Annotated in this window: 14 protein-coding genes; 10 read left to right on the top strand and 4 right to left on the bottom strand. The window is 35.1% G+C overall.

The window, feature by feature from the left end:
- Window positions 1-136: 136 nt before the first annotated feature.
- The 4 genes from N0K80_RS03285 to N0K80_RS03270 are packed head-to-tail and all read left to right on the top strand — an operon-like array spanning window position 137 to window position 2787.
- Window positions 137-1027 carry an ABC transporter ATP-binding protein gene (locus tag N0K80_RS03285; RefSeq protein WP_269023769.1) on the top strand — a complete coding sequence of 297 codons (891 nt, stop codon included), beginning with the start codon at window positions 137-139 and terminating at the stop codon, window positions 1025-1027.
- 1 nt (window position 1028) lies between these two features.
- Window positions 1029-1898, top strand: coding sequence for an ABC transporter permease (locus N0K80_RS03280; RefSeq protein WP_269023768.1), 870 nt, complete (start codon window positions 1029-1031; stop codon window positions 1896-1898).
- A gap of 33 nt (window positions 1899-1931) precedes the next feature.
- Window positions 1932-2384: a LytTR family DNA-binding domain-containing protein gene (locus N0K80_RS03275; protein WP_269023767.1), complete on the top strand. Its 453-nt coding sequence runs from the start codon at window positions 1932-1934 to the stop codon at window positions 2382-2384.
- Window positions 2385-2394: 10 nt separating this feature from the next.
- A complete protein-coding gene (locus N0K80_RS03270; protein ID WP_269023766.1) occupies window positions 2395-2787 on the top strand; it encodes a DUF3021 domain-containing protein in 393 nt (130 codons plus the stop codon).
- Between the two features lie 44 nt (window positions 2788-2831).
- Here N0K80_RS03270 and N0K80_RS03265 read toward each other — a convergent pair whose 3' ends face one another.
- Window positions 2832-4169, bottom strand: coding sequence for a dihydrolipoyl dehydrogenase family protein (locus tag N0K80_RS03265; RefSeq protein WP_269023765.1), 1338 nt, complete (start codon window positions 4167-4169; stop codon window positions 2832-2834).
- Between the two features lie 229 nt (window positions 4170-4398).
- On the opposite strand from N0K80_RS03265, the gene N0K80_RS03260 reads away from it, so the two are divergent.
- The 3 genes from N0K80_RS03260 to N0K80_RS03250 are packed head-to-tail and all read left to right on the top strand — an operon-like array spanning window position 4399 to window position 7166.
- Window positions 4399-5727, top strand: coding sequence for a glycosyltransferase (locus N0K80_RS03260; RefSeq protein ID WP_269023764.1), 1329 nt, complete (start codon window positions 4399-4401; stop codon window positions 5725-5727).
- Window positions 5714-6241: a hypothetical protein gene (locus N0K80_RS03255; RefSeq protein ID WP_146343129.1), complete on the top strand. Its 528-nt coding sequence runs from the start codon at window positions 5714-5716 to the stop codon at window positions 6239-6241. Before N0K80_RS03260 ends, N0K80_RS03255 begins: the two co-directional genes overlap by 14 nt.
- Complete coding sequence (locus tag N0K80_RS03250; protein WP_269026195.1) at window positions 6231-7166, top strand: pyridoxamine 5'-phosphate oxidase family protein; 936 nt, start codon at window positions 6231-6233, stop codon at window positions 7164-7166. The genes N0K80_RS03255 and N0K80_RS03250 overlap by 11 nt, the downstream gene beginning before the upstream one ends.
- 126 nt (window positions 7167-7292) lie before the next feature.
- Here N0K80_RS03250 and N0K80_RS03245 read toward each other — a convergent pair whose 3' ends face one another.
- The 3 genes from N0K80_RS03245 to N0K80_RS03235 are packed head-to-tail and all read right to left on the bottom strand — an operon-like array spanning window position 7293 to window position 9747.
- Window positions 7293-7922, bottom strand: coding sequence for a TetR/AcrR family transcriptional regulator (locus tag N0K80_RS03245; protein WP_269008399.1), 630 nt, complete (start codon window positions 7920-7922; stop codon window positions 7293-7295).
- 8 nt (window positions 7923-7930) lie between these two features.
- Window positions 7931-9025 (bottom strand): ABC transporter permease, encoded by a 1095-nt coding sequence (locus tag N0K80_RS03240; protein ID WP_269023762.1) that lies wholly within the window; start codon window positions 9023-9025, stop codon window positions 7931-7933.
- Complete coding sequence (locus N0K80_RS03235) at window positions 9022-9747, bottom strand: ABC transporter ATP-binding protein (protein WP_269023761.1); 726 nt, start codon at window positions 9745-9747, stop codon at window positions 9022-9024. Before N0K80_RS03235 ends, N0K80_RS03240 begins: the two co-directional genes overlap by 4 nt.
- Before the next feature lie 551 nt (window positions 9748-10298).
- On the opposite strand from N0K80_RS03235, the gene apf reads away from it, so the two are divergent.
- The 3 genes from apf to N0K80_RS03220 all read left to right on the top strand — a co-directional run bounded on the left by apf (window position 10299) and on the right by N0K80_RS03220 (window position 12031).
- Complete coding sequence (gene apf / locus N0K80_RS03230; protein WP_404825117.1) at window positions 10299-10898, top strand: aggregation-promoting factor; 600 nt, start codon at window positions 10299-10301, stop codon at window positions 10896-10898.
- A gap of 126 nt (window positions 10899-11024) precedes the next feature.
- Window positions 11025-11546, top strand: coding sequence for an HAD hydrolase-like protein (locus tag N0K80_RS03225; protein ID WP_269023760.1), 522 nt, complete (start codon window positions 11025-11027; stop codon window positions 11544-11546).
- Window positions 11547-11578: 32 nt separating this feature from the next.
- Entirely contained in the window at window positions 11579-12031 is a 453-nt protein-coding gene (locus N0K80_RS03220) for a hypothetical protein (RefSeq protein ID WP_269008396.1), read from the top strand.
- The last annotated feature ends 10 nt before the right edge of the window (window positions 12032-12041 follow it).

The raw sequence follows: 12041 nt of genomic DNA, 5'->3' as shown, positions 1-12041 counted from the left end.
GGAGCCGTTTTAATTTAGTATTTGGGATAGCGGTTTAAACCACTTAACCCTGAATTAGGACCACTTAACCAAATATGGCTCACAAATCCTCCTTTTGGGAATAGACTTAGGTCATTCAGTAAGGGAGGATTTTTTAATGACATTATTAACTGCAAAATCGATTAGTAAAACATATCGCGAAAAAGTAGCTGTTAACCATATTGATTTAACTGTGAAAGAAGGACAATTAATTGCTTTTCTTGGACCAAATGGTGCCGGTAAATCAACAACAATTAACATGCTGACAGGATTAATTCAAACAACATCTGGTGAAATTAGACTGGCAGGGCTAGATCCAAAGCAAAAAGAATACCACCACAAAATAGGTGTTGTTTTTCAAAATAGTGTGTTGGATGGGCAAGTAACGGTACAACAAAATATTCAAAATCGAGCAAGAATGTATAAGAATATTGATTTGGATTTTGAAAATCAATTAATTGATGATTTTGGACTAACCACCATCTTGGATCAACGATACGATACTTTATCTGGTGGGCAAAGGCGTCGTGTAGATATTGCAAGAGCACTCGTTCATCAACCAGATTTATTGTTTCTTGATGAACCGTCTACGGGCCTTGATATTCAAACGAGAAAAGTTATCTGGGGTACATTAGAGAAATTACGTGAAACAAGAGGACTCACCATCATACTCACGACGCATTATCTAGAAGAGGCCGAGGAAGCTGACTTTGTATATGTTATTGATCACGGAGAAGTCATCGCACATGACACGGTGAAGCAGTTGAAGGAAGATTACGCGCAAAATCTATTAACGATTGAGTCTGAGAATAAGGATGCCGTACTTGCCGAAATAGATTCAAGCTGGAGTGTGGTACAAGAAAAGGGCTCTTTATTAATTAAGGTACCTAATGAGCATGATGCAATTGACTTCTTACAGAGAGTGGAACCAATGATTACACACTTTGAATTTCGTCATGGCAATATGGATGATATATTTATGGCGTTAACCGGAAAGGAGATTCGTTAATATGCAAAGTTTAATTAAGCGTCATTTGAGTTTATATTTTGGTAATCGTAGTGGGGTCATTTTTTCTTTAATGGGGGCACTTATCTCGTTTATTTTATATCTTGTTTTTTTGAAACAAAATATGGTAGCTAGTTGGGCAAGCGTTCCGGATACAAAGCTTTTACTGGATCCCTGGTTAATCGGAGGAACATTGGTGGTAACTGCAATATCAGCGACGTCCTATGGACTGAGTCAAATGATTAAAGATCGCGAGAGTGGGGCTTTATCTGATTTATATTTAACGGATATTTCTTATATTGGCATTCAGATTAGTTATTTTGTGAGTGCTATTATTATTGGGATTGTTATGCAGGTAGTAATGTTATTAGGTATGGAAGTTTACTTTATTGCCGTAGATGGTATTGACTTTCAATTAGATATCATTTTGCCACTTCTGGGAACTATTGTACTGAGCAGTGTGGTTTGGACAACCTTTAATTTACTTTTATTCTCATTCGTGAAGAAAGTTGATTCATTGGGGAAAATTAACGCCATTATTGGAACTGCATCTGGCTTTTTTGCGGGGGTTTATATGCCAATGGGATCAGTTCCCAATACAGCCCAATTAATTATGAAGTTAACACCAGCACCTTATAATGCATCAATTTTCCGTCAAATATTAGTTAAACAACAATTAGATGAATCGTTCCAAAAGGCAACGGTGGCTGATATATTAGAATTCAAAAAATCGATGGGTATCGGCATTAATTTGAATGAACTGACAACTATTCAACAAAATGGACTGATTTTAGGAGCTTTTACGGTGATTTTTATTATTGTGGCACTGATTTTAGCCGGTAGTAGTCGTCGGTCAGTTGTAAGTAGGGTATAATTAACGAATATTAGTGGAGAAGAGGGATGCGACTTGAAGGTTAATTTTGAACAAGATGATGAACTAGGCAACGATGAAGTGATCATTAATCTTCGCGCTAACTCTCTTTCCGGGGATGTTTTAAAATTACTACAACAACTAGAAAATTGGAACGAGCAGCTTGATATGATTCCAATCACAACGGAAGACCGAACCGTTATGGTTCAAACGAGTGAGATACTTGCTATTGAGGTGTACGGTAGTGAGTTGACTATTCATACGATTACGAAGGACTACGTATCAAAAGGACAACTTAAAACAATTCTTGAACGGTTAAATAATAATGATTTCATTCAAGTTGCAAAGAGTACCGTTATTAATATTAATCAGCTGGACTCATTAGAAGCTGCTTTTTCTGGAAATATGACAGCAATTATGACAAATCAGCTGAAGATCAGTGTTAGTCGTAAGTATTTACCAGAGCTGCGTCGACAATTAAGAATGTGAGGACAATTTGATGATAAAAAAAATAATGCGTCATATTTCAATTGGGGTGTTAATTGGTTCATTTATCTTTTTGCTTATGTTACTAACTCAGATGAAGCCAGTTACTGTGACACCTGAAGACATTATTAGAGTATTTGTGATGAGCGTGTTAATCGGCGTATTATCAATGATTTTTAGTATTGAACGTCTGAATTTTTTTGTAGCCATATTAATTCATTATGTGGGCGTCATACTAATTGTTGGATTGAGTAACAATATAATAGACATGTTAGGTAACCCCTTTATTTATTTAACCGAAATAACCGTGATATATGTGGTTGTATGGATTATTTTACGCATCTCAACTGGATTAAATGTTCGGTCTATCAATAATGCGTTGAAACGTAAGCGACAGAGAAAATAAAAGAAGCTATTAAACGAGAATTTTTCGTTTAATAGCTTCTTTTATTACAAATAATAATCTAAATCACTTGCCGGCGTTGGGTAAGCAAAGATGAGTTGGTCAACAGCTGATTTTGACGTTTTATTTGCGATTAGTGGCGTTAAGTAGTTGATGAGTTCTTCAGCAATTGTCGTGTAAGCAATGGCTCCGACTAATAAATGTGTTGATTTATCAAAAATCGTTGTCATGGATGCTTCGGGTTCTTTAATCCGATTAAAGGTGTACCATTTTGTTGTATCTTGGATTCTCACTTCGTAATGTTCTGGGTCTTTTTGGGCCTGTTCTAAGGATATACCAACCTGTGAGAGTTGTGGACTCGCGTAGACAGTTACCGGAATTGGCGGATAAGAGATTGCGTGAGTTAATTGACCAAGTAGTTGATTCGAAACATAGTGACCTTCGAATGTTGAAACGGGTGTTAATTTAGGTTGCTTTCGTGAAATGACGTCACCAACGGTATAAATGTGTTCATTTGAGGTTGTTAAGTGATCGTCAGCCACAATACCATGAGAATCAACTTCCACACCAGCAATGGATAAATTAAGGGTCTCTACATTTGGATGACGACCCAGCGCAGATATCGCTAAATCAACAGTTAAATCAAGCTCATTATCTCCTAGTAGTTGATAGCCAATATCGGTTTTTCGGACTTCGGTGACCGTAGTATCGAAATGAAAATGAATACCATTGTTTTTTAAATTATCAATAAGTCGATTCGTGTAAACTGTTGGGAATTCACGCAAAATTTGATTATTATGCTGAATGATATGGACTTCTGACCCGGCCGCAGCCGCGATATTAGCGAGTTCAATTGAAACATAACCGGCACCAATGAAGACCATTTTTTCTGGTAATGTTTTAAGCGATAAAAAGTCTGTACTCGTTTTTAAAAAATGGCGTCCTGTAATATTAGGGATAACTGGTGATTGACCAGTTGCAAGTATAAAGTTATCTGCGGAATATAGAGCGTCATTTATGCTGATTTCTGTTTCTGAAATAAATTTGGCGGACCCATAGACTGTTGTGATATTTGAACCAGATAATCCGGCTAGAGTGTTCGCCGGCACGCTATCCGTATAGGCAGATTTAAATGCCATTAATTCAGGCCAATTGATAGTCGTGTTACCCGTTAATCCAAATCCAGATAATGATTCTTGGCGTTGTTTTGTTTCAACGGCGGAATAAAGCATCTTTTTAGGATCACAACCGCGGTTCGGACATGTGCCTCCCCAAAGATCATTTTCAATGATTAATACGGACTGTTGTTGACTTAAATCAAAAGCAGCTGAAAGGCCACCAGGGCCAGCGCCGATGATAATAGTATCGTAATGAGATTGTTTCATGTTTATTCCCCCTATATGTAAGTTACTCAACCTGATGGTAGCATAAAGGCAGGTATTAGTTAAAAATAAACAACTAAAATGTTTCACGTGAAACATTAATCAAGAAAAATTAGACTATTTAAATATCCGTTTGATTATTTAAATAACAGAGGGTATAGTTTAAAGAGCCTCAAATCAGGGGTATTAAGAATTCTAACTAATTAAACAAAATAATTTCTGGGGGTATCAGATGACAGCAGCGGCACTAGATGAAATAACGCGAATCCTAATTTATACGATTGTATCGTATCCAATTGTTGGTGGCTTGGCATTTATCGTGTCAAGTCTCTACTATAGAATATTTATGGAGAAGAAGGAGTTACCCAAGTATCTTGAGAAGGGTGAACCTTTTATCTCCATTTTTGTGCCCGCACATAATGAAGAAAAATCAATCGAGGCCACAATTCGTCATCTTGAAACCAAGATGAACTATCCCTTGGATAAATATGAAGTAATCGTCATTAACGATGGGTCTACCGACAAAACGGGAGATATTTTAGCGACATTACAAGATGAGTTTAAGTCACGATTACGAACAATTACGATTATTAATAATCGTGGTAAGGCAGCTGGATTTAATATTGCGTTAGCTTTTGCGAAGGGCGAATTTATCCTATCTAATGACGCCGATTCAAAACCAGAAGTGGATGCCTTATGGAAATATATGTCGTACTTTGAAAGAGAAAATGGTAAAAACTTAGGGGCTGTTACAGGTAACATGTTGCCTATTAATAAAACGACAATTGTAGCAGAAGCGCAACAGAATGAATTGAATTCAATTATTGGTCTGATTAAAAGATCTCAATTATCATATGGCGGTTTATTTGCTTTCTCAGGAGCTAATACGATGTATCGAAAAGCAGCAGTTTTAGACGTTGGTGGTTGGGAAGCTGAGCAACCAACAGAAGATATTGCGATAGCCTGGGATATGCAAGCCTTGGGTTGGAGAGCTTATTTTGCGCCACATATTCGCTTTTTTATGGATGTGCCTGAAAAATTAGGTGAGTTAATCAAGCAAAGACATCGGTGGTCGTCAGGTGGTGTCTATGTTCTTTTAACGAAAACATTACGTGTTTTACGCCATCCAATCAAACAGTTCTCAAGCGTACCGATTATTATTGATTATGCGTTAAGTGTTATTTGGTCCGTTTTTTATTGGTTAAGTATGATTGCATTTATTGCCATTCAGATTATCTGTATCGTGAATAAGGATTGGCTACAACTAAGTAATAATTTAGCATTTGCTAGCATTTTTATTTCAATAGAGGTTGTTATTGGCTTAATTCAATTAATCATGGCCTCGTTGTTCAATGACCAAGGCAAGTCTTTAAAATACGTTATTTTTGCGCCTTGGTATCTTCTTATCTACTGGATGGTTAATACGTATACGATGGTAGCAGAGTTAATTCCAACTATCCGTAAAATTGTTACGGGTGAAGATGGTGGTGTTTGGCATTCACCAGAACGCTCAGAAAGTATTACAGCGGATTTAGGAGGCGATGAAGATGATAGTAAATAAACCAGATTACATCGTAAATGAAGTTGATGAAAAATCATTAACGATCGATTGGTTCTTTGGTCAAAAGCAATTAAGTCTTAAATTAAAACAATTAGTCTTAATTACGATTGGGTGGATTGCATGTTTAGTGCCAATTGGCATTACAACGATACTAATCATCTTTAGGGATAAGAATATACCAATTAATCAGGCGGCATTTACAGAGCTTTTTGACACCATTATAAGCACATTTTTACAATATTATTTATTTTTCATCATCTTCTTTTTTATTTTGCATATCTATAATCTTATTTTATCGAGAAGTCGTCGGAGAAATGATAAGGCAAGTTATAATCCTAAATTATTAAAAAAGCATACTGACCTAGCTGAAGAGATGTACTACTCAAAATATGGGCCACGAGATCATAGGGAAGGCCAAAATAGAATTATAATCCAAGATTATGCTGATATTGGAACGTTTGAATTAAGACAGCAATTTGATTATTTTGGAGATGAGGATGAAGATGCCTTCTAAAGAAGATAAAGTATTACTAGAAGAAATGGCTGTACGAGAAAGAAATATGAAACGAAGACGTGACATATCTGGCTTAATGTTACATAAATTAAGGTTATTTAAGCGAAGATTAGTTGCATTTTTAACGGTGTTATCGTCTGGGCTATTATTAGGGTTTTATTCGACATTTGAACAATTTAAATCGATGTCGATTGTAAGTGTTATTGAAGTTAATGTATTAGTAGCAGCTATTTTAGTCCTATTTACGTCCTATTTTTGGCAATTAATGCTTAAACATTGGCCATTAAAAAATTTAATTAGCTGGTATAAAACAAGATTAAGAACAACGTACGCGGGTCCATTACTGGCGTCAAAAAGATGGTTACAGTTCTATTATAAGGGCCGTGATATCTCGCCATATATCCCACAAATTTTATATTACTTACAAAATGAGTCAGCATTAAAAACGGTTGATGAAGTATTGGCCTTTATTAATGGTGAAACGCCTTCTGAAGTGAAGGAACATAATGTTTTAGATAAATTTCGTCGCTTTATTGGTGAAACAAATCAAATGGTGCTTAGCACGGCTACGGCTGATGGGATACCATCAAGTCGACAAATGCGCTTTATTGTGTCGCCTGAAAAATCGAATGTTTGGTATTTTGGTTCAGCCCCAGAGACGCCTAAAATTGCTGAACTTGATTTAGGAAAGGCCGCCATTAATACGATTCCGACTAGTACGGGGATGACGATTGCTAGCAATAAATTGAGTATTAAACGATCAAAGTATAAATTATCAGATTTAGCTGATCTGTACCGCGTTCAAGTGCCAGGATTTATGGATGGGTTATTGGAAGCAGATATTGATAACGAAATTATTTATGAAATTGTGATTGAAAGTGCTCGATTGGATACTTGGACACAGCATGATCAAGTGAAATTTTAGATCAATAATAGCGGTTAACGAAGAACCTGAATTATGGTCATAATCAATCTAAAAAATAGTGAACGAAAACTCAAAAGTTTTCGTTCACTATTTTTTTAAGATTTACGCAGCATATTTTTTAGGGTTTTAAGTTAAAGCCCGGATAATCTGCATTTCAATGGTAGCTAAAGTCTGTTCTTCCGTCTTAGCTGTCTCTATATCAAAAAGATTAACTTGCATAAAATAGGTGAGCAGAAAGCCTATAATGGTTCGAGCAAAATCGTCTGCCGTTAATTTGGGATTCAGGTTGTTATTTTGTTCCAATAGATGTAATAAAATATTTTTAAGAAATGGTGTATGGATGTTCATTGTTTCAACGAAAAGTCGTTTAATTGACGAATCTGTTAAAATTTCTGTAATTAAAATTTGGATAGCTTCATGATTTTGTTTCAAAAAATCCCAACGATTTTGAACAAAAAAGTGGACGAAGGTATCTAATGTTAAATCGATTTCTTTGATTTCAGATTGAAGAGCTAACGCTGATTTTGGAATGAAATTAGCTATCATCGGGTTGATAATTGCCAATAACAAATCATATTTTGTTTTAAAATATTTGTAAATAGTTGCTTCGCTGACTTGTGCTTCAGCTGCAAGTTCAGAGGTTGAGGTATTATCAAATCCTTGAGCCGAAAATAACGTTAAACCGGCCAATAGAACAGCTCTTTTTCCGTTCGGAATATTTTTATCGGAAATCCAATCATTTTTAATGTTTTCCATTTGAATACCTAAACCTTCCTATAACGTTTCAATCCAATAATATTCAAAATTAGTGAAACAATCAAGAAAATTAATAATGCGACTAGCATAGGCCATACGGTCAGTAAATGATAACCGTGCATGATAACACCTGTTAATGCCTCACCGGCATATCTCATTGGTAAGATATACGAAAAATATTGAAGCCACTGGGGCATTGAATCGAGTGAAATGATACCAGATAGAAAGACTTGGGGTAGAACGATGATAGGAATAAACTGCATCAATTGGAATTCTGATTTCGCAAAAGTCGACATTAAAATACCAAATGCTAAAGCAACTAGCGATAATAATAAATTAATGATAATAACTGACCATATGTTACCCAAAATATCGACGGACAGGACTTTAACTGTAAATAAAACAATTAATATCGTTTGTAGAAAGGCTAAAACGCTGTAACTAAGCATATAACCAAAGACAATTTCTGATCGTTTAACGGGTGTGGCCAATAAACGATCAAGGGTACCAGATGTTCTTTCTTTCAATAAAGACATACCAGAGATTAGGAAAATAAAGAAGAAAACGAAGAATCCCATTAATATTGGTAGCATCTTATCAAAGTAAGAGGTATTTTTATCGCCGTAAATATAGTGATTTTTGAGTGATAAAGGTTGAGCTACATTTAATTTGGGTGATTCGGGTAAATTTTTTGTTAAGGTCGTTAATTCATTTTCGATTTTTTCTTGTTGGATGGAACCAGCGGCCGTTTTGATAGCCATTTTCGTTGCGGCCGTCTTACTGGCATCGACGTTTGCATAAGTAACAGATAATTTTTGACCAGATTGATTTATATATGAGTCAATCTGGTCCTTTTTAAGTGCTGCTTTAGCCTGGCTGATAGTTGCGTATTTTTTAATGATGATATTTTTTTGATCCAATTTTTGATTAAATATTTTAGAGACAGAGACGGTTCCAATCTTAGTTGATTGCGTTAAATTATTATTAAATGCAAAACTCATCAGTGTTAGGACAAGTAGCGGCGCAATAAAGATGAGTGCCAAAGAACGCTTATCTCTTAATAATTCAGTTAAAACGCGTTTGGCAATGACTAAAGTTCTCATTTGTTTTCCTCCTCAACCTTTAAAAAGACGGCTTCAATTGAATTGACGTGATACTTATTTTTTAGCTTTTCAGGAGTGTCATCTGCAAGTAAGTGGCCGTTTAATAACATAGCAACACGATCGACTAGTTCAGCTTCGTCCATGACATGGGTTGTAACAAGGATAGTGTGACCTTCTGCTTTTAATCGGTGAAGCTCTTGCCAGATATGGCGGCGAAGAGCGGGATCAATACCAACAGTTGGTTCATCTAAAACAATTAAATCTGGATTTCCAATGAGGGCAATAGCAAGTGAAAGACGACGTTTCATACCACCAGAGTATGTAGAGACACGTTTATCCAATGCATCTCCTAAATTAACTACATTCGTGACGTGTTCAACGCTAGATGGTATGTCTTGTTTTGTGATTCCCTTCATTCGACCGAAAAAAATTAAATTTTCACGGCCAGATTGTTGTTCGTATAAGGAATCATTTTGGGCCATATAACCAATGTTTCCTAGTAATTCACGATTAGGCATTACCTGATTGAAGACAGTCGCCGTACCACTATCGGCTGTTTCTGAACCAAGTAATAATTGAATGATAGTTGATTTTCCGGCACCTGAAGGGCCAATCAGACCCAAGATGGTACCTTCTTCTACGGTTGTTGAAATGTGATCCAAAACGACGTGTTTGTTAAATGATTTTGATAGATCATGTAATTGAATAACTGGTTTATCCATAATAATAACCTCCATTCATAAAGTGAGTGAGTATTCACTAACCCATGAAAATATTTTATTCTTTTTAAATAATGTTGTCAAATTAATCATTTATTGAAAAAATAAGTACTAGATTTTATGAATGTATTACTTCAAGAGGATATAAAAGACTAAATTATTTATAAAAGTGCTCGATTAGATACTTGGACACAGCATGATCAAGTGAAATTTTAAAAGAATTATTGGCGAGAATTGTCGCTAATAATTCTTTTTTTATAAAATCAAGCAAAAAAACAAACTTTTTAAATTCTTTTTAGCATATTTAACGCCGTATTTTGTCACATAAAATACAAATAAATTATCTTAGTGAGGCCTATCGTTGAGAGAATGAGCAGGTAAGCGGGCACTTTGATTGGTTTACATTTATTACAGAATATTATATATATTACATTATTTCAGGATATTGATATTTAGCTGAAATGCTTATGTAAAAGGCAACTGATAGTATGAACCTCGTAAGATAAATAGAAGAAATTAAATAAAACCGCTCAACAAAAAGGAGAACTAACATAATGAAATTGAATACTAAAATGACAAAATTTTCAGTCGCAATGGTCGCAACGGTCGCAGCAGGTCTTGGACTTGCAGTTAAAGCAGCAGATGCTGATGTTTATACTGTAAAATCAGGTGACACACTTAACAACATCTCAGCAACATACAGCACAAAGACATCTAATGATGTTAGTGTTGACGCAATTGTTAAAGCAAATGACATCAAAGATAGTAACTTAATCTATGTTGGCGAACAATTAACAATCAATACTGATACAGCTGTTAAAGCAACAACACCAGCTGCATCAACAAACACAACTTCTGAAGCAGTAGCACCTGCAGCATCAACACCTGCACCAGCTAAAAAAGCCGTAGCACCAGCTGCAGCAACTACTTCTGATTCATCAAGTGCTAAAGCATGGATTGCTAACAAAGAATCTGGTGGCTCATATACAGCTACAAATGGTCAATATATTGGTAAATATCAATTAAGTTCTTCATACTTAAATGGTGATTACTCAGCTGCAAACCAAGAAAAAGTAGCTAATAACTACGTTTCAAGCCGTTACGGTTCATGGGAAGCTGCTAAATCATTCTGGTTATCAAATGGTTGGTACTAAAATTTAAATTAATTATTCAAAGCTTTGGATTCGGACGTATGTCCCGATTCAAAGCTTTTTTTGTTTTACAACTAATGTTAAAAATGATAATGTTTAATCACTAAGTCAGACGGATGAAAGTTGAGAGTGAAAGTGAAAAATTACGAATTTTTACTATTTAATAATCGTTTTGAGATATTTTTCAAGAAACAGTTTAATAAAGTGGTCGACGGTAAGGCGTTAGCCAAGCAATATCAAGACCATTTAACTGATGGACATGAAAAAATAAAAGGCGCCGACGAATTGTTGGCGTCAATAGATAAGACAAAATATCAATTATCAATCATCACAAATGGTATTGCAGACATGCAATATAAGCGATTAGCAGAAGCAAAACTGGATCAATATTTTCCGCAAGTCTTCGTTTCAGAAACGACAGGATATCAAAAACCAGCAGTTGGATATTTTAATTATGTTTTTAATCGCATTGATGATTTTGATCCAAAAAAAGCACTTATTATTGGCGATTCTTTAACGTCAGATATTCAAGGTGGCAACAACGTTAACGTTGATACTGTTTGGTATAACCCGGGGAATACCAAAAATAAAACGTCCGTAAAGGCAACCTATGAAATTGATGACTTATTGGCTATCAATCGTATAATATAATTCGGTTAAATTAAGAAGAGGGAGCTTCTAGAATGAAAAACATAAAAAAAGTGATTACGTACGCTATTTTTTTATTTGCTATTTATTTCTTATTTTCACAAGTTTTAGCCATTTCTGAGATGGCTACGGATAAATCAGCTACTGATTTTGCAAAAGCTGAGCCGGGAATCTTTATCATAATCTTTTTTATAATATATACCTTGTTTATGACAGTTAGCATTGCCTTTTTTTACTTTTCTCATACATTATTGAAAATCAAAGGAAGTTATGATGTTAGTTTAATTATTTTAAATTTTTTCACAGTCTTTTTTACAATTTCAACACTGGTTATTAAGTCTGTCGGTGGTGTTTTACCATCATATTTCCTCATGACCAGTTTATTTTTTATTTTGTTGTCAATGTCTCTATCAACGACTTCAAAGCTATTATCATTACGAAAAGAACGACTAAAAAAACAAGATACATCGATTATAGATCATAAATAATATGAATAAT

Source organism: Dellaglioa carnosa (assembly GCF_026948345.1).
Lineage (GTDB): Bacteria > Bacillota > Bacilli > Lactobacillales > Lactobacillaceae > Dellaglioa > Dellaglioa algida.
The sequence above is the reverse complement of the archived record's forward strand: the minus strand, read 5'-3'. Positions and strand labels throughout refer to the sequence as shown.

Excerpts from the sequence above, each read along its gene's own strand:
- N0K80_RS03270 (WP_269023766.1), top strand. The coding sequence starts at position 2,395 with ATGATAAAAAAAATAATGCGTCATATTTCAATTGGGGTGTTAATTGGT.
- N0K80_RS03245 (WP_269008399.1), bottom strand. The coding sequence starts at position 7,922 with ATGGAAAACATTAAAAATGATTGGATTTCCGATAAAAATATTCCGAAC.
- N0K80_RS03250 (WP_269026195.1), top strand. The coding sequence starts at position 6,231 with ATGCCTTCTAAAGAAGATAAAGTATTACTAGAAGAAATGGCTGTACGA.
- N0K80_RS03260 (WP_269023764.1), top strand. The coding sequence starts at position 4,399 with ATGACAGCAGCGGCACTAGATGAAATAACGCGAATCCTAATTTATACG.
- N0K80_RS03280 (WP_269023768.1), top strand. The coding sequence starts at position 1,029 with ATGCAAAGTTTAATTAAGCGTCATTTGAGTTTATATTTTGGTAATCGT.
- N0K80_RS03235 (WP_269023761.1), bottom strand. The coding sequence starts at position 9,747 with ATGGATAAACCAGTTATTCAATTACATGATCTATCAAAATCATTTAAC.
- N0K80_RS03285 (WP_269023769.1), top strand. The coding sequence starts at position 137 with ATGACATTATTAACTGCAAAATCGATTAGTAAAACATATCGCGAAAAA.
- N0K80_RS03240 (WP_269023762.1), bottom strand. The coding sequence starts at position 9,025 with ATGAGAACTTTAGTCATTGCCAAACGCGTTTTAACTGAATTATTAAGA.
- N0K80_RS03265 (WP_269023765.1), bottom strand. The coding sequence starts at position 4,169 with ATGAAACAATCTCATTACGATACTATTATCATCGGCGCTGGCCCTGGT.
- N0K80_RS03255 (WP_146343129.1), top strand. The coding sequence starts at position 5,714 with ATGATAGTAAATAAACCAGATTACATCGTAAATGAAGTTGATGAAAAA.
- N0K80_RS03220 (WP_269008396.1), top strand. The coding sequence starts at position 11,579 with ATGAAAAACATAAAAAAAGTGATTACGTACGCTATTTTTTTATTTGCT.
- apf (WP_404825117.1), top strand. The coding sequence starts at position 10,299 with ATGAAATTGAATACTAAAATGACAAAATTTTCAGTCGCAATGGTCGCA.